Below are 23,122 nucleotides of genomic sequence, written 5' to 3'. Positions count from 1 at the left end.
CTTTTGCGCCCGCGTTGCATACGTGGAGCGGAGAAGGGTTTCCGTTTCCACGCTTGCTGCTGGTGTGTTATCCGAATGGGGGATCTGTGTCATTTCGCCTTGGTCTTCGAGGTGTCGTTGCAGCGGCGGCCATACTTGGGGTAGTCGCCGGTGGTTCGGGGGCAGCGCAAGCAGTTGAGTCGTCAACTGCGGGGGCTGCTGGGGGCTGCAAGGTCGGCCATATGAACATGTGCAAGGTCAAGAAGCTCAAGTACCACGGAAAGAAGTGTGGTAAGAGCTCGGTGGCCGAGGTTAGGGGGCGTGGCCCCATGACTCTGTCTCTCACGCATGACGAGACCGTGAGCAATACGCGCAGCACAACCGTTACGGTCAGCGCCGATGTCATATCCGCTGCCGTGGGATTCGATGTGACGAAGTCTGTCACGCGGAGGATGACTGGGTCCTATAACGTCCCCAGGGGTAAGTACGGCACGCTGAAGGCGTATCCGCTCTACAAGAGGTACACGTTCAAGCTGTACTTCCTGGACCAGAAGTATGCGGGTAAGGGGAGCGCGAACAAGGTCGTGGGGTACTGCTACAAGCACTCGGCCCGCTAGGAAGCGGAGTTTCAGCATTGCGCGTTGTGCCCGGGGAACTCCCCGGGCACAACGCTGTTGTGATGCCTGGGCCTCCGGGAAGAGCCGCCGCCCGGGCCAGTGGTCAGAGGCGGTGTGCCGTGCCCGCCGGGCTCGCGCCGCGGGTGTCCAGCAGCAACTGGGCCTTCACCGCGAGCCCTTGGAGGTCGTAGAAGCGGTGCGGCTGGAGCAGGACCGTCAGGTCGGCGCCGGCCGCGGCCTCGTAGGGGGAGTCGGCGCGCGGCACCGGGCGGCCGAGGACGCTCCACTGCGGCACATGCGGATCGTGGTAGCTCAGCTGGGCGCCCAGTTCCATCAGCCGGGAGGCGATCTCGCCGGCGGGGGAGCCGGTCCGGTCCCCGAGGTCGGGCTTGTAGGTGACGCCGAGCAGCAGTACCCGGGCTCCGCGCGCGGACTTGCCGTGCTCGTTGAGGAGGGTCGCGCAGCGCTGCACGACGTAGCGCGGCATCCGGTCGTTGACCTCCTTGGCCAGTTCCACCATCCGCAGTGGATAGCCGGGGCTGCGCCGCCGGTAGGCCAGGTAGTTGGGGTCGATGGGAACGCCGTGTCCGCCGGCTCCGGGGCCCGGCCGGAAGGGCTGGAAACCGAACGGCTTGGTCTCGGCGCAGCGGATGACGTCCCACAGGTCGACGCCGATGTCGTGGCAGAGGACGGCCATCTCGTTGGCGAGCGCGATGTTGACGTGCCGGTAGTTGGTCTCCAGAACCTTGACGGTCTCGGCCTCGCGCGGGCCGCGGGCGCGGACGACGCGGTCGGTGACCCGCCCGTAGAAGGCGGCGGCCGCCTCGGTGCAGGCGGGGGTCAGACCGCCGATGACCTTGGGGGTGTTGGCGCAGCCGAACTCGCGGTTGCCCGGGTCGAGCCGGGTGGGCGCGTAGGCGAGGTGGAAGTCGCGGCCGGCGCGCAGCCCGGACCCCTCCTCCAGCAGCGGGCGGAGGTATTCCTCGGTGGTGCCCGGGTAGACGGTCGATTCCAGCAACACGGTGCTGCGGGGCCGGAGATGGGGGGCGAGTACGCGGGCGGCCCGGCCGACGGCGCGCAGATCGAGCGCGGCGTCCTCGCCGAGCGGTGTGGGGGCGCAGATGACGGCGGTGCGGACGCGGCTGAGCGCGGCCGGGTCGGTGGTGGCGCGGAAGCCGGCGGAGAGCATCCGCCGCAGGCCGGCGGCGGTGAGGGAGCCGTCCGCGGGCGGGCGGCCGGCCATGAGCCCGTCGACGCGGGGGCCGTCGGTGTCGTAGCCGACGGTGGCGATACCGGCCCCGGCGGCGGCCCGCGCGAGGGGAAGGCCCAGCGGGCCGAGACCGAGGACGGCGAGGTCTGCGGGCATGGCTGGGGCCGTCCTTCCCGGGGGCACAGCTTTGTCGATCTATGTAAGGCTAAACAGACATATTGCTGATAGTGAGTATTGCCCGCGATGTGACGGCCCGGTGTTGCCGTGCGAGGGCGCTCGGGGTTGCGCGCGCGCCGGGCGGTGAGAATCGCTGGGTGGGGAACGCGCGACCCGACCACGACCGGAGGCAGCGGTGAGGACAGCGACACTGGGACCGGCCGAGCGTGCCGAGGCACTCGCCCGGATGGCCGAACACGAACTCGACATTCTCGTGGTGGGCGGGGGAGTGGTCGGCGCGGGCACCGCCCTGGACGCCGCCACCCGCGGACTCTCCACCGGCCTGGTCGAGGGCCGGGACTGGGCCTCCGGCACCTCCAGCCGGTCCAGCAAGCTGATCCACGGCGGGCTGCGCTATCTGGAGATGCTCGACTTCACGCTCGTCCGGGAGGCGCTGAAGGAGCGCGGCCTGCTGCTGGAACGGCTCGCGCCGCATCTCGTCAAGCCGGTGCCGTTCCTCTACCCCCTGCGGCGCAAGGGCTTCGAACGCTGGTACGCCGGTGCGGGCGTGGCGCTGTACGACGCCATGTCCGTCTCCTCCGGGCACGGCCGCGGCCTGCCGGTGCACCGTCACCTCAGCCGCGGCCGCGCCCTGCGCGTGGCCCCCGCCCTCAGGAAGGAGTCCCTGGTCGGGGCGTTGCAGTACTACGACGCGCAGGTGGACGACGCCCGCTTCGTGGCCACCCTGGTCCGCACCGCCGCCGCCTACGGCGCCGATGTCGCCAACCGGGCCCGTGTCATCGGCTTCCTGCGCGAGGGCGAGCGCGTCGTGGGCGCCCGGGTGCGGGACGTGGAGGCAGGCGGCGAGTACGAGATCCGCGCCCGCCAGGTGGTCAACGCGACCGGCGTCTGGACGGACGACACCCAGGGACTCATCGCCGAGCGCGGGCAGTTCAAGGTCCGCGCCTCCAAGGGCATCCACCTGGTGGTGCCGAAGGACCGCATCCACTCCACCACCGGCCTGATCCTGCGCACCGAGAAGAGCGTCCTCTTCGTCATCCCCTGGGGCCGGCACTGGATCGTCGGCACCACCGACACCGACTGGGACCTGGACAAGGCCCACCCGGCAGCCTCCAGCGCCGACATCGACTACCTGCTGGAGCGGGTCAACTCCGTGCTGGCCGTGCCGCTCACCCGGGATGACGTGGAGGGCGTCTACGCCGGGCTGCGCCCGCTGCTGGCCGGGGAGTCCGACGCGACGAGCAAGCTGTCCCGGGAGCACACCGTCGCGCACCCCGTGCCGGGGCTGGTCGTCGTCGCCGGGGGCAAGTACACGACATACCGGGTGATGGCCAAGGACGCGGTGGACGAGGCGGTGCACGGGCTGGACCAGCGCGTGGCGGCGTGCGTCACCGAGGACGTCCGGCTGGTCGGCGCCGAGGGGTACCGGGCGATGTGGAACGCGCGCAACCGGCTCGCCGCACGCACCGGCCTGCACGTCGTCCGCGTCGAACACCTGCTCAACCGTTACGGCTCCCTGGCCGAGGAGGTCTTCCGGCTCGTCGAGGAGCAGCCGTCGCTGGGCGAACCGCTGGCCTGCGCCGACGACTACCTGCGCGCCGAGATCGTCTACGCCGCCTCCCACGAGGGCGCCCGGCACCTGGACGACGTGCTCACCCGGCGCACCCGCATCTCCATCGAGACCTTCGACCGCGGCACACGCAGCGCGCGGGAGTGCGCCGAGCTGATGGCCCCGGTGCTCGGCTGGGACGAGGGCCAGATCGCGAAGGAGGTCGAGCACTACGAGAAGCGGGTGGAGGCCGAGCGGGAGTCGCAGCGCCAGCCGGACGACCAGACGGCGGACGCGGCCCGGCTGGGCGCACCGGACATCGTGCCGCTGAGCTGAGCCTCCGCGGCCCGGCCCGGCCCGTTCCCGGCCGAGGGGCGGCCGGCCCCGCCCGCACGGTGGTGCCCCGCCTTCGCCGAGCCCGGCCGCTGGCACACCCCCGAGGTCGCCACAGCCGCGAAGGTTGCCCTCCCCGTCCGGAGCGCGCGCCCGGCTGAGGCCGGCCGTCCGCTTGCCGGACCGCGACGAAGCCTCACGGGCGAGGCCGGCGTCCGCCCCGCCGCGCACACCCGAGCGGGCAGGGCGGCCAGTTCTTACGAGAAGCTGACGAGTCGCCGACGGCCCGCAGCTTTCACGTTCCCATCCGTAACTCTGGTTACGCATCAGCCCTGACGCAGCGCCAGAGGAGCGATACATGAACACGATCTCGGGCACCGTGGCATTCCCGGGCGGCGGCTGACCGGCTGCCCTCATGCGGCCCTCCCGTCACAGGAATTGCCCGCTGTGTCGGGACGGCGTTCTCGGCCCGTCCCCCCTGCCGTATCCGGGCGCCCACGGCGATCCGGTGCCGGCCCGGGACGCGCATCCCACGGAAATCTCGGAGGAGTTCCATGCGACGCAACACCCGCAAACGATCGAAGGCCATACGCCGGACGACCGCCGCCGCGGCGGCTCTGGCCCTGGGAGCGGGCGGGCTGGTGGCGGCCAACGTGTACGCCTCGGCCGGTGAGAGCGGCTCCGGGACGAAGAAGGGGGCCCCTCAGGCCCTGGTCTCCGGCGCCGCCACCATCGACTGCCCGGACGTCGGCGGTGAACTGCGCAACGTGCCGGACCGGGCCAGGAAGGAGGTCGACAAGAACCTCGCGCTCCTGGACCAGCAGGTCGCGGAGGCGTATCAGCGGCTGCAGAATGAGTCCCGGTCCGTCCAGCAGGATCGGGGCTTCGCCGACAACGCGATCATGGGCCCGCTCAAGGCGAAACGGACGGCGACCATCGACCGGATCGCGATCGCCATCGGCAGGGCGGCCGACCGTCCCCAGGGCCTCGAACCGCTCGCCGCCTGCACACTGCGTGCCTCCGGCAACCAGGACGGCGGTGATCAGAGCGGCGGCGGTGATCAGGGCGGCGCCGGCGGTCAGGCAGGAAACGGCCCGGTCGCGTCCGACTTCGTGGACATCACCACCGTCCAGCCCACGGCGGACAAGCCCCGCACGTCGCGGGGCGGATCCCGCGGCACGTTCACCAGCGCGTGCGGAGTGAACGAGAACAAGCTGTACAACACCGACAACATCATCGTCGCGCCCGGCGTGTCCAACGGCGCGCACCACACCCACGACTACATCGGCAACCAGGCCAACGACGCCTTCGCCGGCGACGAGGACTTCGCAGGCGGTGAGACGACATGTGAGAACCCGGGCGACAAGTCCTCGTACTACTGGCCGGTCCTGCGCCTGCAGGACGGCACCGATGAATTCGACGCCGACCAGCAGGGCGGCGGCGCCGAGGGCAACGTCGGCAGGATCCTCACGGCGAAGGAGGCGACCCTGGAATTCGTGGGAAACCCGCGCAGCAAAGTCGTGGCGATGCCGAAGTTCCTGCGGATCATCACCGGTGACGCCAAAGCGTTCACCAACGGAACGGCCAACGCCAACGCCTCCTGGAGCTGCACCGGCTTCGAGGACCGGCAGCTGACGGACAAATACCCGCTCTGCCCCGATGGCAGTGACGTGGTCCGCACCTCCACATTCCAGAGCTGCTGGGACGGCCGGAACACCGACAGCGCCAACCACCGCTCCCATGTCGCTTTCGCCGATCCCGAAACCGGCGCCTGCCCCAGCGGATTCCAGGCCATACCGCAACTGGTGCAGCGCCTGGTCTACGACGTCGACGCACCCAGCCTGAACGACAACGGGCGGTCCACCCCCTTCTTCGCCGTGGACGGCTTCCCGGAACAGCTCCACAAGCCGGTCACCGACCACGGCGACTTCGTCAACGTCTTCGACGAAGGCCTGATGAACACGATGGTCCAGTGCATCAACACCGGCCGCAGCTGCCGATGATCCGAGTGCGCTGAACGACCCACCACCCGAAGCGGGCCCGGCTCTGCCCGGAGCGTCACACATCCGGGCAGGGCCCTGCCCCACCGCACGACCCCGGACGGCACGGAGGACACCGCCCGCCGCCGTCACCCCCGCGGGCAGAACGCCACGCTCAGCAGCCGCCGTTCGGCCTCCGCGTCGCCCACCTCGTCGGTGTTGACCCGGTAGCCGAGCACCCGCCGTCCCCCCGCGGTGGCGGTGATCCGGACGTACGAGCCGCTGATGCTGCCGTTGTGCCCCCACACCGTCACCCCGCAGGACAGCCGCTCCGGGAAGAGGCCGTAGCCGTAGCGCCCGCGGGTCACCGAGGTGTCCGTCATGCGGCGCAGCTCCGGCGCGGGCAGCAGTTCTCCGCCCAGCAGAGCGCGCAGAAAGCGCTCCAGATCGCCGAGCGTGGAGACCATCTCGCCGGCGGCGCCGGCCGTCGACGGGTTCAGCTCCGTCACGTCCATCAGCGCGCCGGAGCCGCCGGGCGCGGCCGCCGCCGAGTAGGCCCGGCCGTGCGGGCGCGGCAGCCCGTGCCGGGTGCCGGGGAAGGAGGTGCCGCCGAGACCCAGCGGCCGGATGATCCGCTCCTCCACCGCACGGGCGTACGGGCGGCCGGTCACCCGCTCCACCACCAGCCCCAGCAGGATGTAGTCGGTGTTGGAGTAGCGGTAGCCGGTGCCGGGCGCGAAGTACGGCCGGTGCCGCAGCGCCGCGCGCACCAGCTCCCGGGGCGAGCGGGTGTCGTAGCGGTGGCTCCGGAAGCCGCGGCCGAAGGACTCCTCCGCCAGCCGCGGATCGCGTACGTAGTCGAAGACCCCGCTGGTGTGGGTGAGGAGCTGACGGAGCGTGATCCGGGCGCCGTCGTAACCGGGCCCGCGCACCAGACCGGGCAGATGCCGCTCCACCGGGTCGGAGAGCCGCAGCGCTCCCTCGGCGCGCAGCTGGAGCACCACGGTCGCGACGAAGACCTTGGTGACGCTGCCCGCGCGGAAGCGGTCCGCCCGCCCGATCCGCCGCTCGCTGCGCCGGTCGGCGACCCCCGCCGTGGCGAACCGGGCCCGGCCGCCCTCGCGGGTGTACGCGGCGGCGCCGGGGGCGTCGGCGGCGTCGGCCAGCCGTTCGACGGCCGCCGCCAGCCGGTCGGTCCGGGCCGGCGGGCGCTTCACCACCGCGCCGGCGCGGCCGTGGTCCGCCGGCACCGCACACCCCGTCACCAGGGCCGCGCACAGGGCCCCCGCCATCCCTGCCAGCAGGCGCGGGCGCACTCCGCGAACCGGCACCCTCCGGCCTCCCTCCGGGCTCCGCTCCGTGTACGCGCCCATGATGACGGCCGGCGGCGCGGCCCGTGTACGCGGGGCACGACGCGCCGGACCCCGGGCATGGGCATGGCGGGGCATGGGGGAGAATGGAGACTCTGCCGGGGCGGACCACCGCGGTTGCGACAGAGGCGCGGTGAGCCACTGCCAACTCGGCGCCACCGCCTGGACATCGCAGCGCTGAGGGGACACATGTCGGAGCCGGAGCAGACACAGGGCGCCACCGGACGGATCCTGGCCGGCCGCTACCGGCTGGGCGAGGTGCTGGGGCGCGGCGGCATGGGTACCGTCTGGCGCGCCGTCGACGAGACGCTGGGCCGTCAGGTCGCGGTCAAGGAACTGCGTTTCCCGTCGTCCGTCGACGAGGACGAGAAGCGGCGGCTGATCACCCGGACCCTGCGCGAGGCGAAGGCCATCGCCCGGATCCGCGCCAACGGCGGCATCACCGTCTACGACGTCGTCGACGAGGACGACCGCCCCTGGATCGTCATGGAGCTCATCGAGGGCTCCTCGCTCGCCGAGGTCATCCGCGACAAGGGCCGGCTCTCCCCGCGCCGGGCCGCCGAGGTGGGGCTCGCCGTCCTCGACGTGCTGCGCGCCGCGCACCGCGAGGGCATCCTCCACCGCGACGTGAAGCCGTCCAATGTCCTGATCTCCGGCGACGACAGCCGGGTGGTGCTCACCGACTTCGGCATCGCGCAGGTCGAGGGCGACCCGTCCGTCACCTCGACCGGCATGCTCGTCGGCGCGCCCTCGTACATCTCCCCCGAACGGGCCCGCGGCCACAAGCCCGGCCCGCCCTCCGACCTCTGGTCGCTCGGCGGTCTGCTGTACGCCTGCGTGGAGGGCGTGCCGCCGTACGACAAGGGCAACGGGCTCGCCACCCTGACGGCCGTGATGACGGAGCCGGTTCCCCCGCCGGAGCACGCGGGGCCGCTGGCGGACGTCATCTACGGCCTGCTGGAGAAGGACCCGCAGCGGCGCCTCGACGACGCGGGCGCGCGGGCCCTGCTGACCGGGGTCCTCGCGGAGACCGAGGAACGCCCGCAGGCCGCGAGGACCCGGACGATGGCGGTTCCGGGGGAGCCGTCCGGCAAGGAGACCAAGGGGAGCAAGGGGGGCAAGGGGACGAAGAGGGCCGCGGTCGCGGGCGCGGGTGCGGCGGGCGCCGCGGCGGGCGCCTCCGCGGCCGGCAACGGGAACGGCGGTGGGACCGGGACCGGGAACGGCCGGAAGCCGGAGCCGGCATCGGGCGGAGAGCCCGGAGCGGCGCGGACGCCCCGGCCGGCCCGGCGGCGGAATCCCCGTCGGACTCCGCGCCGCAACCCGACGGCCGCAGCGCCAAGGAGGGGCGGCTGCGCTCCGCGCTGCGCTCGGCGCGGGCCGCCACCGCTGCCGGAGCCGCCTCCACGGCGTCCTCCCTCTCGGAGCCCTCCTCCGGCCCGGCCTCGTCCGCCGGTGCGGCCGCCCCGGCCACCGCCACCCACGCCTCGCCCTCGGCGGACACGGGCACCGGCACCCGGCGGCCCGTCACCGCCGCGATCACGGACGTGGTGCCGAGACGGGTGCTGGCCCTCATCGCGGGTGTCCTGGCGCTCGCCGTGCTGGGCGTGGTGCTGGCCTTCACCCTCGACGATGACGGCGGCGCCGGCGAGTCGGCGGGCGGCGCCAAGGACGACAGGGCGGCCACCAGCGGCGCCAACGGCGGCACGGACGATTCCGCGGACGCCGGCAAGGACGCCGGGGCGTCGGCCGATCCCTCGGAATCCGCGCATGACGGCACGGGCGAGGGGAAGCCGGACGACGAGGGCTCCGCCGGCAAGGACGGCGGACAGGACGGCGAGAGCGGCAAGGACGGCGGCACGGATGCCGGAGACGCGGACAAGATCCCCGAGGGCTACGAGACCAGGACCGAGAACCGCTTCAACTTCTCCATGGCGATGCCCGGGAACTGGAAGCTCACGCGGATAGCGGGCCAGAACTCCGGCGGCGAGTACAGCGAGTCCGGCGGAGTGCCGCGGATCCAGGTCGACTTCAGCTCCCAGCCGAAGAACGACGCGGTCGCGGCCTGGCGCGCCCAGGAGCAGGCGTCGCGCGGCTCGTTCCCCGGGTACTCCTCACGGGGCATCAAGAGCGCGGAGTACCGGGACTATCCGACCGTGGCCGACTGGGAGTTCGAGTACAACCGGAGCGGCGAGCGGGTGCGGGTGCTCAACCGCGGCTTCAAGGTGGACGACAGCCACGCCTACTCGATCATGATCACATGCGTGGCGGACGAGTGGGACGGCAAGGAGTGCACCACGCTCCGCGAGACGGCGTTCCGGACGTTCAAGCCCACCGGCTGAGTTCGCTCTCCGGGCGGCGGAACGGGCGCACCGGGGGCGCACCGAGGGCGCTGCGGGTGGCGCACGGGCGGCTCCCGGGCAGCGCGTGCGCCCGTCCGGCCGCGGTCGCCGGCCCGCTCCGTGCGGGGTGGGGCAACCGGTTGCGCCGTCCGCTCTGCACTGCCCCGCCGGGGCACGTATCGTGAAACGGTGCGGACGCTACGCAGCCGCAACGGGTCGGTGGACGAACAGGGTTGACTGTTCCGGGTGGATGCGGAACGCGCGCTTGGGGAGGCGTCGTGGAGGACTACGCGGGCCGGGTGCTGGCCGACCGCTACCGCCTGCCCCGAACCGCCGACGACGTGCTCGACGCCACCGAGACCCGCGCCTTCGACACCTACAGCGGCCAGGAAGTCCTGATCCGGCACATCCCCCTGCCGGAGACCGTCGAGGCCGAGATCGTCGGCGCCGACGGCAGTTACGGGCCCGGAGACCCGGACGGCCCCGCCCGCGGGGCCGGTGACCCGGCGGTGCGGCGTGCCCTGGCCGCCGCTCAGGCCGCGGCGGCGGTGTCCGACCATCCCCGGTACGACCAGGTGTTCGACGTGTTCGCCGAGGGCGGCGGGCTGTGGATCGTCAGCGAACTCGTGGTGGGCCGGCCCCTGGCCGCGCTGCTCGCCGAACACACGCTCTCCCCGCACCGCGCGGCGGAGGTCGCGGCCGACGTCCTGACCGCCCTGTCGGCGCTGCACGCCCAGGGCTGGATCCACCGCAACATCACGGCCCGCACGGTGCTCGTCTGCGAGGACGGCCGGGCCATGCTGACGGGGCTCGCGTCCGGCGCGGCGGAGGAAGCGCTCTGCGGCTACGACCCGACACCGCCCCCGGAGGACGGGCCGGGCGGGCCCGGCGGACCGGGAGCGCCGGGCGGACCGGACGGCCCGGGAGGCTTCGACGGCGGGCGGGGGCCGGGGGTCCGGGCGGTTCCGAGGGCTTCGACGGTGGTCCGGGCGCTGCCCGGGCGGGCCAACGGCCCTCGTGACGACGGCGGTTCCGGCCGGCCGTACGGCGGTGGTCCCGGCCGTCCGGCGGCCCGCGGGCATGGCGGCCCCGGCCGGTCCGGGCTCCGAGGGTCCGGGCGTGCCCGCACACCGGTCCCGTCCCCGGTCCCGATCCACACCGCGCCTTCCGGCGACCGTCCCCGTCCCCTCCGGCCGGGCCGCGTCCGCCGCCGACCTGGACGGCGTCCGGACCTCGTACGGGCCCCGCCCCCGGGCAGCGGTCCGGCCGCGCAACGCCCCGAACTCGCCCGGGCCAGGGGCCGGACGCCCGTACCGGGGCACCCCGGTCGGGGGCGGGAAGGTGCCGCCCCGGCGTACTACGGCTCCGACGGCGCCCCTGCCGCCGACCCCGGCGCGCCCGGCACCGGCACCGGCCTGTCGGTCTCCGGACCGGACGGGCCCGGGGACCCCGGCCGGGCGGGTGGCGCGGACGGCGGCCTCCACCCCGTGGCCGGACCGGAGCGGGACTCCGGCCCGGCCGGCCCCGCGGACCAGTCCGGCGCGGACGGCAGGCAGCCCCGCTCCCGTGCGATCGCCGCCTACTCGGCCGGCGCCCGTGCGGCGGCCCGCGCCCAGATCCAGCCCCAGGCCCAGCCCCGGGTCCGTCCGCTGTCCGCCCTGCCGGGGCCGGACGGCAGCGCGACCGGCGGCCCCGGACGACAGGGACCGTCCGGGGACGCCGCGGCCCGCGAGGGTTCCCGGGGCGCGGAGGGCAACGGCACGGCGGCGGCACCGGGCCTGCCCGGTCCCGCGCTCCCGGGCGGCGCCCTGGGCCCCGCCGTGCCCGGCGGCCCCGCTCTCGGTCCCGCCGTGCCCGGCGGCGGCGTTCCCGGCTCCGCCGCACCGGGGGGCTTCGTACCGGGCGGCACCGCCCTGGGCCCCGCCGTGCCCGGCGGCAGCATCCCCGGTCCCGCCGTCCCGGGCCGCACGGTGACCGGGCCCGCCGTCCCGGACGGTGCCGTCCCCGGTTCCGGGGCGCCCGGTTCCGGTGGGCCCCGGTGGCCGGGCGCCGAGCCCGTCCCGGGGTCCGGCGGGACGTCCGCACCGCGCCGGGGCGGACTGCCCGACGTCCCCGTGCCGGCGGAGTCGAGCTGGCACGGCAGTACGGGACGGCCCGGGCGCCCGGGCGGGCCCCCGGGCTCCCCCGGCGCCGGACAGCAGGGCGGCGGAAGGCCGGCGCCCTCCGGGCGCCGCCCCGAGGGCGCCGGTGAACCGGACCGTGTATCCGGCGGCACGGACCGTGCGGACCGGGAGCGCTCGGCTCTGCCGCCCGCCGAACGGCCCTTCGGCGGCCATGCGCTGCCCCCGGGGACGGGCCGCCGCGAGGAACAGCCCCGCCGCCCGGGGCGGTCCGGGGAGCCGGGGCCGTCCGGCGCGTCCGTACGACAGGGCGAGACCGCACGGCAGGGCGAGACCGGCCGGTCCGCGGAAGCCGGGCGGCCCGACACGGCCGGATGGCCCGGACAGCCCCGAGAGCCCCAACAGCTCCGCTCCGGCGAGCAGTCGGGCCGGTCCGGCGCCGCCGGGCCGCCCCGTCCGCGCGGCTCCTTCGAACCGGCCCGCCGGCCGGACGGCGACCCGGCCCGGCGGACCGGGGCCGGGAGCGGACCCGGCCCCGATGCGGACCGGCCGTCCGGAGCCACGGAGCAGGAGGGCGGCCACGGTCCCGGCCGTTCGCCCGATCCGTACGCCTCGCCCGGTCCGTACGACCGCGAGGCCCCGCAACCGCAGCACGGCCCTTACGCGTACGGTCCCGACGGCCGCCCCGGCCCGCCCGCGCCGGCGCAACGCCCCGGCCCCGAGGGCCGTCCGCCGCACCGCGCCGGCACCGTCGAGCAGGCCCGGCGTCCCGGTGCCGTGGAGCCGGCCCGCCGGCCGGGCGGCGAGCGGCCCGGCGGTGCGGCACCGTCCGGCGGAGCCGCGGGCGCGCACCGGCACGGCGTGCCCGGCCTGCCGTCCGCCGGGCACCGTGACGGCACCCGGACGACCCCGGAGGCCCCGGCCGTCCCGTCCCCGGCCCGGGCGGCCCCCGGCCCCTGCCGGCTGGGACGAGCCCGCGCACTCCGGCGGCGGCTGGGACGAGACCCCTGCGGGCGGCCCGGGCTCCGGGCGGTACCAGCGCGGTCCCACCACGCCCCTGGCCGCCGAACGGGCCCGCCAGGCCCGCATCCTGGTCGTCGGTGCCGTCACCGAACGCTGGGCGCCCGAACAGGCCGGTCCCGTGCACGGCAACTGGCAGCTCGCGCCGCCCATCGGACCCGCCACCGATCTGTGGGCCGTCGGCGCGCTCCTCTTCCGCGCCGTGCAGGGCCACGCGCCCTACCCCGAGGAGAGCGCGGCCGAGCTGGTGCAGCTCGTCTGCACCGAGGCGCCCGCGTTCGCCGAGGAGTGCGGTGCGCTGCGGCCCGTCGTCGAGTCGCTGCTGCGTCAGGACCCGACCGAGCGGCCGGAGTTCGAGGAGGTGCGCGGCTGGCTGCGGTCGCTCATCCGTACGGCTCCGGAGCCGGACGTCGGCGCGCGCACGGTCACCGTCCCCTCGCTCGGCCCCGGTGTGGACGCCGACCCGCGGCGGCTGCCCGTGATACGCCGCCGGGGCGAACTGGTGCGCCGCCGCCGCGCCGGCGGCGCGGTGGTGCACGGCCGGCACAAGCGGGCGAAGGAGCACCGGCACAGCCCGCGCCGTCTGGGACGGCTGCTGCTCCTGCTGATCCTGCTGGCGCTGGCCGGTGCCGTCGCCTACGCGATGCTCTTCATGCCCCGAGCCGGGGACTCGGCCGACGGCGGCACCGGCCGCGCGGGCACGGCGGGAGCGCCGAGCCCGGCTCCGTCCGCCGAAACCTCCCCGGACGAGGGCGAACAGGGCACCGCGGGCGGCGGGAACGGCGACGGCGGGGAAGGCGGGGAGGGCGGCCGGAAGGAGAGCGGGAACGAGCGGGAGAAGGACGGTTCCTCCGGCTCGTCCGGTACCTCCGGTCTCGCCAAGGGCTTCAAGCTCCGCACCGACCCGGGGGGCTTCCGGATCGCCGTGCACGAGAGCTGGGAGCGGCGCGGTGAGAACTCCCTCGGTCAGATCCGCTACGGCCGGGGCGACTTCGAACTGACCGTCGTGCCGGGGCGGGACACCGTCGAGGAGTTCGGCGGCGATCCGATGGCCTACCAGCAGGACGCCGAGCGGGAGCTGGCCCCGTTCCGGGAGTCGCAGTGGTCCTCGGCCTCCGGGCTGCGGCGGATCGAGGTCGGGCGGACATCGATGGCCGAGGGGACCTTCACCTGGCGGGACGACGCGGACCGGCAGATTCACACCCGCAATCTGGCGATGATCATCGACGGCCGCTACCACCTCGTCCTGGTCTCCGGACCGGTCGCGGACAAGCAGGAAGTGGCCCGCTTCTTCGAGCAGGCGACCGCCACCTACAGCCCCACGGACTGAGCGGCGGAGCGCGGCCGGAGTCCCGCGGGACCGCTCTGAGGCGGTGCCGAGGTCTGGCCGAAAGACGTTCCCGGCCGGGAAGTTTAAACGGAACCGGCGGGCGAAGACCCTCGGATCGCCCGAAAACCTGGGGCACCATGGGCATCATGGGGAGCTTCGGGGCGGAGAGCCCACTCATCGCCGGCCGCTACCGCCTGGACTTCCGGCTCGGCCGGGGCGGCATGGGGACCGTGTGGCGCGCCACCGACGAGCTGCTCCAACGGCACGTCGCCGTCAAGGAGATCCATGTCGGCGAAGGGCTTCCCGAGAGCGACGCGCGGTCGCAGCGCGAGCGCACACTGCGCGAGGCCCGTACGGTCGCGCAGGTCCGGCATCCCAGTGTGGTCGTCGTCCACGACGTGGTGGAGGAGGACGAACGCCCCTGGATCGTCATGGAGCTGATCGTCGGCCGGACGCTCGCCGACCGCATCGCCGCCGAGGGCTCCGTGCCGCCGCGCGAGGCCGCCCGGATCGGGCTCGCCCTGCTGGGCGCGCTCCGCGAGGCGCACCGGCACGGCGTGCTGCACCGGGACCTCAAACCCGCCAACGTCCTGCTGGAGGCCCCGGCGGGGCGGGTGGTGCTGACGGACTTCGGCGTCGCGCGGATGGACGGCGGCACGACGATCACCGAGAGCGGCACCTTCGTCGGCTCGCCCGAGTACACCGCACCCGAGCGGATGGCGGGCACCGGCGCGGGCCCGGAGTCCGACCTGTGGTCGCTCGGGGTGCTGCTGTGCGCGGCGCTCAGCGGCCGCACCCCGTTCCAGCAGGACTCGCTGGGCGGGGTGCTGCACGCCGTCATGGCGGGCGACATCCGGCCGCCGGAGGCCGCCCGCCCGCTGCTCCCCGCGATCCTCGGCCTGCTGGAGCGCGACCCGGCGCGCAGGATGGGCGCGGCGGAGGCCGAGGGGCTGCTGACGGAGTATCTGCGCACCGGCCGGATGCCGGAGGTGCCGCGCTTCGCGCGGGCCGAGGGGGGACGGGACGGCGCGGTCGGCGGCGCCGGTGCGGACGCCGCCGCGGCGGCCGGGTACGCGGGCCCGCCGCCGGACGCGGTCCGCCCCGGGGACGGTCTCCCCGGCGGGCCGCCGCTCAGCCCGCTGCTGCCGCCGCGCTGGAGCAGGCACCGGGGGCGCACGGCGCTGGCAGCGGCCCTGATGGTCGCGGCGGCGGGCGGTACGGGTGTGGCCGCGGTGGCGATGCTGGTGAACGGCGAGACCCCGCTGGACGACCGGCCGACGTCGACCTCTCGCCCGGACGGAACCGGAGACGGCGAGGGCAGCGGCAGCGGAGGGCCCGCGAGCCCGACGGCGACGCCCAGCGCGTCCCGCTCCTCCGCCTCTCCCGGGCCGTCCGGCAGCGGGCCGTCGTCCTCCGCGCCGCCGGGCCCGTCCGGGTCCGGGACGGCCGGCCGCGGCCCGTCGGGCTCCGCCTCGTCCGCCGCCGGTCCGTCCGTGCCGGGCCGGCTGTCCGGGGTGGACGGGGCGTCCGCTCCGGCCCCGCCCGCCGGTGGCCCCGCCGCGGGCGCTCCGCTCCCGTCGGCCCCGGCGTCCGCGCGGTCCCTCCCGGAGGTGCCCGTTCCGCCGCTCACCGGCCGGCTCCCGGCCACGGAGGGGACCGGTACGGCGGCGGACGGCGGCGGCGACGGCGCGCCGGAGCGTCTGCGGGCGGACGAGGAGGCGGCGGCGGGCCGCGAACGCGAACACCCGCGCGCGCCCTGGTAGTTGCACGGGTGCCGCGCGCGGCGCGTTGCCGTGTGCGGCGCCGCGGGGCCGTTTCCGGGGCCCGTGCCGCGCGCCCCGCCCCGTGGCGCGCCATGTCACGGTGCTGCACCGTCGCGGGGGACCGACTGGAACCGGGCGCCGGGGGACGGCCATGATGGGGCCATGAAGAACGACGGGGGACGGGCCGACGAGCCCACCAGCTATCTCATCCCGCCACCGGGCGCGCCCGCGCCGCCGCCCCCGGCCGCCGGGCCGCCGCGCCCGCGCGCCGGACCGGGCTACCGGGACGCCGGCGCCCGGCGCCGCGTCCCACGGGCAGCCGCGCAGGCACCGGAGCCCCACCGGCCGCCCGCGTCCCATCCGGCGCCGGGAACGCCGGCCCCGTGCCGACCGAAGTGGTCGCCACCCCGCCGCCCCGGCCCCGCACGGAGCCGTCCCGGGCGCCGCCGGCCCCGCGCCCGGCCGGACCATCGGCGGCCGCTACCGCCTGCTGTCCCGGCTCGGACACGGCGGCATGGGCACCGTCTGGCGGGCCCGGGACGAGGTCGTCGACCGCGACGTGGCCGTCAAGGAGCCCCGGGTACCGGACCAGTTGAGCGAGCAGGAGCGGCAGACCGTCTACCAGCGGATGCGGCGCGAGGCCCGCTCCGCCGCCGCCATCGACCATCCCTCCGTCGTAACCGTGCACGACGTGGTGGTGGAGGACGGCCGCCCGTGGATCGTCATGGAGCTGGTCCGCGGCCAGTCGCTGGGAGACCGGCTCGGCGAGGGCACCCTCGACCCGCGGGAGGCGGCCCGTATCGGCCTGGCCGTACTGGGCGCGCTGACCGCCGCGCACGAGGCGGGGGTGCTGCACCGGGACGTCAAACCGGACAACGTCCTGCTGGGCCGGCACGACCGGGTGGTGCTCACGGACTTCGGCATCGCGCAGGTCGAGGGGGAGCAGCGGCTCACGGAGACCGGCGCGTTCGTCGGCTCCCCGGAGTACATCGCGCCCGAACGGGTGCTCGGCCAGCTCCCCGGGCCGGAGTCCGACCTCTGGTCGCTGGGCGTGCTGCTGTACGCGGCGGTCGAGGGCATGTCCCCGTACCGGCGTTCCAACACCCCGGCGACGCTGCAGGCCGTGCTCTCCGCCGAACCGCCCGCGCCGGCGCGCGGGGCGGGCGCGCTCGGCCATCTCGTCATGCAGCTGCTGCGGAAGGACCCGGCGGCGCGCCCCGCACCGGCCGAGATCCGGCAGACCCTGGAGAACGTCGCCCGCCCGCCGCAGCCCCGGCCCGCCCTGCCGCAGACCCGCGCCATGACGGCCGGCGGCCCGGGCGGCCTGCTCCGCACCACCAGGGGCCGCTTCGGGCTGGGCGGCGGGCTGCTGGCGGCGGTACTGGCCCTGGTGCTGGTCGTCGCCAATCCGTTCGGCGGCGACGGGCCGCCGGAGGACTGGCGGGTCCGGGAGGAGGGCGAGATCGTCAAGGCGTCCCTGTTCCTGCCGCCCGACTACGAGCGCACCGACTCGGAGGAGGGGTACGTCACCTTCGCCGACCCCAGCGGGGTCTACACCGTCGAGCTCTGGCGGGACCAGGACACCGGGGAGCCGGACGATCCGCCGAACCCGGACTCGGCGGAGAAGGCGGCCGAGGAACTGATCGCGTACTACGGGGACGGCGCCGAGAACTCCGTGAAGGAGGCCCGCAGCACCACGCGGAAGGCGCTCCAGCAGGAGCGGGAGGCGGTCCAGGTCCTCACCACCTACCGGGACTACGGGGCGAACGAGGACGACATCACCCGGCACTTCCGGGAGCACGTCTACGTCAACGAGGACCGGGTCGTCTGGCGGCTCCGCGTGCGGATGCCCGCCGAGGGCCACGCGCGCCCGGAGGGCGAGAAGCTGTTCGACGAGATCGTGAGCCATCTGAAGATCCAGGAGCTCTGAGCGCGGCGGCGGCAGCGGCCGGAGACGGCGCGAGGCGGTGGCGCGAGGCGTGGCCCGGTGTCCCCGGCGGACGCCGGGCCACCGCCAAGATCCTTCCCGGGCACACTTCCCTCACCGGTCGGCCATGAGAACTCCCTGACCAGGGCCCTTTTGCCAGTAATCGCTGGCGCGATCACGCCGTTTCGTTCCGCTGGAGTGAAATCGGTGTTACTGCCGGGTACACAAACGGAGCGCCCCGGCATACCCTCACCCGCATGACGGAGACGCAGGCCACCCCGCAGGACAGCGCAGCACCCACCACCGCCGACGGCACCCCGGCACCGCCCGCCCCGGCGGACGTGACTCCGCCCGCCCCGGCGGACGTGATCGGCGGCAATCCGGTCTTCACCGCCCCGGCAGGCACCCGCACCGCCGCCGACGTGGTGACGCCCGAACTCGTCGCCCGGCTCACCGCCGGCCTCACCGGCACCGGCAGCACCGCCAACCACACGCCCTTCACCGGCGAGCGCCTGGCCGAACTGCCCGAATCCACCCCCGAGGACGTGGCCGCCGCCTTCGAACGGGCCCGCGCGGCCCAGCGGGCCTGGGCCGCCGTCCCCGTGCGCAAGCGGGCCGCGGTGCTGCTCCGCTTCCACGACCTGGTGCTGGCACGGCAGGACGAGGTTCTCGACCTCATCCAGCTGGAGACCGGCAAGACCCGGATGCACGCCCACGAGGAAGTGCAGGCCGTGGCCATGGCCGCCCGCCACTACGGCCGCCGCGGCCCCGCCTATCTGCGCCCCAGGCGGCACACCGGCGCCGTCCCCGTCCTCACCAAGGTCACCGAGCTGCGCCAGCCGCGCGGCGTCGTCGGCCAGATCGCCCCCTGGAACTACCCGCTGGAGCTGTCCGCCGGCGACGCGCTGCCCGCCCTCGCCGCCGGCAACGCCGTCGTGATGAAGCCGGATACCGAGACCGCGCTCACCGCGCTCTGGGCCCGGCGGCTGCTCATCGAGGCCGGACTGCCCGAACAGGTGTGGCAGGTGGTCATCGGCGACGGCCCCGTGGTCGGCCCGGCCGTGGTCCAGCACGCCGACTACGTCTCCTTCACCGGCTCCACCCGCACCGGCCGCACCGTCGCCCAGACCGCGGCCCTCCGGCTCGTCGGCTGCTCGCTCGAACTGGGCGGCAAGAACGCCATGCTGGTGCTCCGCGACGCCGACCTGGACAAGGCCGCCGAGGGTGCCGTCCGCGCCTGCTTCTCCTCCAGCGGCCAGCTCTGCATCTCCATCGAACGCCTCTTCGTCCACGAGTCGGTCGCCGACGACTTCCTGGAGCGCTTCGCCGCCCGCACCAAGGCCATGAAGCTCGGCACCGCCCTCGCCTACGGCGCCGACATGGGTTCCCTCGTCTCCGAACGCCAACTGGAGACGGTCGGCCGCCATGTGGACGACGCCGTGGCGCGCGGCGCCAAGGTCGTCGCCGGCGGCCGCGCCCGCCCCGACGTCGGCCCGCTCTTCTACGAGCCGACCATCCTCGACGGCGTCGCGGACCCGATGGCCGTCTGCTCCGAGGAGACCTTCGGCCCGGTCGTCTCCGTCTACCGCTTCGCCGACGAGGACGACGCCATCGAACGCGCCAACGCCACCACCTACGGGCTCAACTCCAGCGTCTGGACCAAGGACGGCCGCCGCGGCCGCGCCGTCGCCGCCCGGCTGCGCACCGGCACCGTCAACGTCAACGAGGGCTACGCCGCCGGCTACGGCAGCGTCCAGTCGCCGATGGGCGGCATGGGCGACTCCGGACTCGGCCGCCGGCACGGCTCCGAGGGCATCCTCAAGTACACCGAGGCGCAGACCGTCGCCCACCAGCGGCTGATGCCGCTCGCCCCGTCCTTCGGGCTGACGGACGAGAAGTACGCGGCGCTGATGTCGGTCAGCCTGCGCGCCATGAAGGCGCTCCGCTTCCGCTGAGCGCCCCGGGCCGGACCGAGACCGCCACCCCGCCGGCCCCCATCCCGATCCCGACCCGGCGCCGCCGGCCCGCTTCCGTCCGCGGACCGGCGCCGCCGGCCGCACGACCCCACACCGCTCCCGTGCGCGACGGCACCACGGGCGCGGCCGGAACAGAACCACACAGCATGGGAGGGCCGACACCGTGGCCGAAGGCAAGTACGACTACGACGTGATCGTCGTGGGCTCCGGCTTCGGCGGATCCGTATCCGCCCTGCGGCTGACCGAGAAGGGCTACCGCGTCGGCGTCCTCGAAGCCGGCCGCCGCTTCACCCGGGACAGCCTCCCCAAGACCTCCTGGGACCTCAAGAACTTCCTCTGGGCGCCCGCGCTCGGCCTCTACGGCCTGCAGCGCATCCATCTCCTCGACAATGTGATGATCCTGGCCGGCGCCGGGGTCGGCGGCGGCTCGCTCAACTACGCCAACACCCTCTACGTACCGCCGCGCCCGTTCTTCGAGGACCGCCAGTGGGGCCACATCACCGACTGGCAGGAGGAGCTGAAGCCCTACTACGAGCAGGCGCAGCGCATGCTCGGGGTCCGGCTCAACCCGACCACCACCCCCTCCGACGTCCACCTCAGGGCCGCCGCCGAGAAGATGGGCGTCGGCGACACCTTCCACCACGCGCCCGTCGGCGTCTTCTTCGGCGACGGCAAGGACGCGGACGGCCAGACCCTGGCCGAGCCGGGCGCCGAGGTCCCCGACCCGTACTTCGGCGGCGCCGGACCCGACCGCAAGGCGTGCACCGAGTGCGGCGAGTGCATGACGGGCTGCCGCCACGGCGCCAAGAACACCCTCAACGAGAACTACCTCCACCTCGCCGAGAAGGCCGGTGCCGTCGTCCACCCGATGACCTCGGTCACCGCCGTCACCGAGGACGGGGACGGCGGCTACGCGGTCTCCACCGTCCCGACGGACAAGCGCCGCAAGCTCCGGAAGAAGCCGAAGGTGCTCCGCGCCCGGCAGGTCGTCATCGCCGCCGGCACCTACGGCACCCAGACACTGCTGCACACCATGCGCGACCAGGGTCTGCTGCCGCGCGTCTCGGACCGCCTCGGCGAACTCACCCGCACCAACTCCGAGGCCCTGGTGGGCTCCATGACCTCACCGGCCCGCTACCGCAAGAAGTACGGCAAGGAGCCGGACTTCACCAAGGGCGTCGCCATCACCTCCTCGATCCACCCGGACGAGAACACCCACATCGAGCCGGTCCGCTACGGCAAGGGCTCCAACGCGATGGGCCTGATGACCACACTCCAGGTGCCGCACGGCTCCCGGCTGCCGACCGCCCTCGCCCACGCCCTGCACTGCCTGCGCCACCCCGTGCTGCTGCTCCGCTCGCTGTCCAACCGCCGCTGGTCGGAGCGGACCATCATCGGCCTCGTCATGCAGTCCCTGGACAACTCCCTGACCACGTACCGCAAGACCAAGGGCCCGGGCAAGGGACTGCTCACCGCCCGCCAGGGCCACGGCGCGCCCAACCCGGTCTTCCTGCCGGAGGGCGCCGAGGCCGCCCGGCACATCGCCGAGGACATCAACGGCTTCCCCGGGACCAACATCGGCGAGGTGATGGGCACCCCCCTGACCGCCCACTTCCTCGGCGGCTGCCCGATCGGCGAGGACGCGGACCACGGCGTCATCGACCCGTACCACCGGCTCTACGGCCACCCCGGCATCCATGTCGTGGACGGCTCCGCGGTCTCCGCCAACCTGGGCGTCAACCCGTCGCTGACGATCACTGCGCAGGCCGAACGGGCCATGTCCCTCTGGCCGAACAAGGGGGACGCGGACCCCCGCCCGGCCCAGGGCGAGGAGTACGTACGGCTGCCCGCGGTGGAGCCGCGCTCCCCGGCCGTCCCGGCGGGGGCCTTCGCGGAACTGCGGCTGCCGGTGATGCTCCCGGTGCCGGCCGTGCCGCCGAAGGCCAAGGTGCCGGAGCCCAGGACGGAGGAGGCGGTGCCGGCCGAGCCGGCCGAGCCCGCCGGGCCCGTGGAGCCTGCCGGGTCCGCGGCTCCGGTGGCACCGGCGGCGGCCGACGGGGCCGTGGCGGCGCCGGAGCCGTCACCGAACGGCCGCCCCGCCGGGGCATGACCGCTCCGGGCGGACGGCCCCGCGGCTGACGCCCCCCGCGGAAACGGGAAGGGGCCGCACTCCGGGGTGCGGCCCCTTCCCGGCGTCTTCCTGCCGTGAGCGCGACGCCTTACGCGGCGGCGCCCATGTCACCGGTCCGGCGGCGGACGACGAAGACCGCACCCGCGCCGGCCACCATGGCGACGCCACCGATCATGGCGATCGCCGGCAGCATGGAGGAGGAACCGGTCTCGGCGAGGTTGCCGGTCACCGGCTGCTTCTCGACACCGCCCTGCGGCTTCGGGCCGGTGCCGGCACCCGGCTTGGCCTCGTTGCCGGGCTTCGGCTTGGCCTCACCCGGGTCCGGAACGGTCGTGCCCGGCCTGACGACGGTGAACTCGTAGTCGTCCCAGCCCTCGGCGATGCACTCCTGGCCCTCGACGTTGTCGAGGAAGGCGCCGGAGCCGAAGGTCCAGCCGTCACCGGCCGGAGCGTCCTTGTTGATGTTGACGCGGAGGTCGATGGCGACGTAGTCCTTCGCCTTCATGACGTCGACGCCCCAGAAGTAGGCGCCGGCCCACTCCTTGTCACCGATGGCCACCCACTGGTCGGTGCCCGGCACCTTGAACTGGAGCTGGACGAAGCGGCTGAGGAACTTGTCCTCGTCCATTTCGTAGTTCTCCACCTCGGCGTAGAAGGCGACCTCGTTGAGCTCCTTCTCCGAGGTGTTGGTGACGGTCAGCTTGAAGCCGTGCCAGCCGCTGCCGGCCTCGATCTTGCCCGGCAGCCCGCTCAGCTCCGCCGTGACCGCCTGGGTGTAGTTCTCGTCGACCTCTTCGCAGAAGAGCGGGAACTCGAAGTCCTCCTCGCCCTCACCGGGCCCGGTGGCGGGGGGCTCGCCCGGCTCGGCGGGCTTGTCCTCGTCCTTGCCCTGGTCCTCGGTCTTGTCGCCCTCGGTGTCGTCCCCGGCCTCGGCGTCCTCACCGGAGGGCCCGGTCTCGGGGTCCTCCTCGGCCGGCTTCTGCTCCTCGGCGGAGGGCTGGTCGTCCCCGGACTCCGGTGCGGCGTCCCCCGGCTCGTCACCGGGCGCGGGCTCGGTCGTCCCGGAGTTCTCGGGGGCCGGGCTCTCCGCGGCGGTGACCGTGGTGTCGTTCGCGTACGCGGCCGGGGCCGCCATCAGCGCTGCCGGGGCTATGACAGCCGTCGCGGCGGCGGTCGCCAGAACGCGGCGAATTCTCATGCAGACCTCTTCGGTCAGTGGTGCCGTGGTATTGCGGCACCGGAAAGAAAAAAGAAAGGTGTGGCGCCCTGCCGTCGCGGTGGGGGAACGCGTTATGGCGG

Annotated in this window: 11 protein-coding genes and 3 pseudogenes; 11 read left to right on the top strand and 3 right to left on the bottom strand. The window is 74.6% G+C overall.

Features of this window, described 5'->3' with window-relative positions; genetic code table 11:
* Positions 1–431 precede the first annotated feature (431 nt).
* The gene (locus tag E4N63_RS12745) at positions 432–596 is read left to right on the top strand and encodes a hypothetical protein (RefSeq protein ID WP_230240710.1); all 165 of its coding nucleotides are present in this window, start codon (positions 432–434) and stop codon (positions 594–596) included.
* A 103-nt stretch (positions 597–699) separates the two neighbouring features.
* Here E4N63_RS12745 and E4N63_RS12740 read toward each other — a convergent pair whose 3' ends face one another.
* Complete coding sequence (locus tag E4N63_RS12740; protein WP_125624207.1) at positions 700–1,962, bottom strand: nucleotide sugar dehydrogenase; 1,263 nt, start codon at positions 1,960–1,962, stop codon at positions 700–702.
* Positions 1,963–2,158: 196 nt separating this feature from the next.
* Here E4N63_RS12740 and E4N63_RS12735 point away from each other — a divergent pair, with 196 nt between their 5' ends.
* Entirely contained in the window at positions 2,159–3,868 is a 1,710-nt protein-coding gene (locus E4N63_RS12735; protein WP_125624206.1) for a glycerol-3-phosphate dehydrogenase/oxidase, read from the top strand.
* A 551-nt stretch (positions 3,869–4,419) separates the two neighbouring features.
* Complete coding sequence (locus E4N63_RS12730; protein WP_125624205.1) at positions 4,420–5,868, top strand: DUF1996 domain-containing protein; 1,449 nt, start codon at positions 4,420–4,422, stop codon at positions 5,866–5,868.
* Positions 5,869–5,993: 125 nt separating this feature from the next.
* Here the strand turns inward: E4N63_RS12730 and E4N63_RS12725 are convergent, their stop codons facing one another.
* Positions 5,994–7,175, bottom strand: a complete 1,182-nt coding sequence (locus E4N63_RS12725; RefSeq protein WP_228429308.1) for a serine hydrolase — start codon at positions 7,173–7,175, stop codon at positions 5,994–5,996.
* A gap of 99 nt (positions 7,176–7,274) precedes the next feature.
* On the opposite strand from E4N63_RS12725, the pseudogene E4N63_RS31070 reads away from it, so the two are divergent.
* The 8 genes and pseudogenes from E4N63_RS31070 to E4N63_RS12685 form a co-directional block, all read left to right on the top strand.
* A pseudogene (locus E4N63_RS31070) lies at positions 7,275–8,138 on the top strand (serine/threonine-protein kinase); the annotation flags it as partial.
* A 623-nt stretch (positions 8,139–8,761) separates the two neighbouring features.
* Positions 8,762–9,556 carry a hypothetical protein gene (locus tag E4N63_RS31065; RefSeq protein ID WP_230242724.1) on the top strand — a complete coding sequence of 265 codons (795 nt, stop codon included), beginning with the start codon at positions 8,762–8,764 and terminating at the stop codon, positions 9,554–9,556.
* A gap of 278 nt (positions 9,557–9,834) precedes the next feature.
* Positions 9,835–10,293: pseudogene (locus tag E4N63_RS31060) on the top strand (serine/threonine protein kinase); the annotation flags it as partial.
* A 2,272-nt stretch (positions 10,294–12,565) separates the two neighbouring features.
* The gene (locus E4N63_RS31055; protein WP_230240709.1) at positions 12,566–14,026 is read left to right on the top strand and encodes a serine/threonine protein kinase; all 1,461 of its coding nucleotides are present in this window, start codon (positions 12,566–12,568) and stop codon (positions 14,024–14,026) included.
* Between the two features lie 146 nt (positions 14,027–14,172).
* Positions 14,173–15,789, top strand: a complete 1,617-nt coding sequence (locus tag E4N63_RS12700) for a serine/threonine-protein kinase (RefSeq protein ID WP_230240707.1) — start codon at positions 14,173–14,175, stop codon at positions 15,787–15,789.
* 162 nt (positions 15,790–15,951) lie between these two features.
* Positions 15,952–17,719 (top strand): annotated as a pseudogene (locus E4N63_RS12695) (serine/threonine-protein kinase).
* 254 nt (positions 17,720–17,973) lie between these two features.
* Positions 17,974–19,671 carry a succinic semialdehyde dehydrogenase gene (locus E4N63_RS12690; RefSeq protein ID WP_125626541.1) on the top strand — a complete coding sequence of 566 codons (1,698 nt, stop codon included), beginning with the start codon at positions 17,974–17,976 and terminating at the stop codon, positions 19,669–19,671.
* Positions 19,672–19,855: 184 nt separating this feature from the next.
* On the top strand, positions 19,856–21,802 hold the full coding sequence (locus E4N63_RS12685; RefSeq protein WP_230240706.1) for a GMC family oxidoreductase N-terminal domain-containing protein: 1,947 nt from the start codon (positions 19,856–19,858) through the stop codon (positions 21,800–21,802).
* A gap of 109 nt (positions 21,803–21,911) precedes the next feature.
* Here the strand turns inward: E4N63_RS12685 and E4N63_RS12680 are convergent, their stop codons facing one another.
* Complete coding sequence (locus E4N63_RS12680; RefSeq protein ID WP_230240705.1) at positions 21,912–23,021, bottom strand: LAETG motif-containing sortase-dependent surface protein; 1,110 nt, start codon at positions 23,019–23,021, stop codon at positions 21,912–21,914.
* Between the last annotated feature and the right edge of the window lie 101 nt (positions 23,022–23,122).

Origin of the sequence: Streptomyces sp. MNU89, from assembly GCF_020982505.1 — a bacterium.
Classification (GTDB): Bacteria; Actinomycetota; Actinomycetes; order Streptomycetales; family Streptomycetaceae; genus Streptomyces; species Streptomyces xinghaiensis.
This window is presented reverse-complemented; position numbering and strand designations above follow the sequence as displayed.

Coding starts and splice junctions, on each gene's coding strand:
- E4N63_RS12745 (WP_230240710.1), top strand. CDS start 432: ATGACTGGGTCCTATAACGTCCCCAGGGGTAAGTACGGCACGCTGAAG.
- E4N63_RS12740 (WP_125624207.1), bottom strand. CDS start 1,962: ATGCCCGCAGACCTCGCCGTCCTCGGTCTCGGCCCGCTGGGCCTTCCC.
- E4N63_RS12730 (WP_125624205.1), top strand. CDS start 4,420: ATGCGACGCAACACCCGCAAACGATCGAAGGCCATACGCCGGACGACC.
- E4N63_RS12700 (WP_230240707.1), top strand. CDS start 14,173: ATGGGGAGCTTCGGGGCGGAGAGCCCACTCATCGCCGGCCGCTACCGC.
- E4N63_RS12690 (WP_125626541.1), top strand. CDS start 17,974: ATGACGGAGACGCAGGCCACCCCGCAGGACAGCGCAGCACCCACCACC.
- E4N63_RS12680 (WP_230240705.1), bottom strand. CDS start 23,021: ATGAGAATTCGCCGCGTTCTGGCGACCGCCGCCGCGACGGCTGTCATA.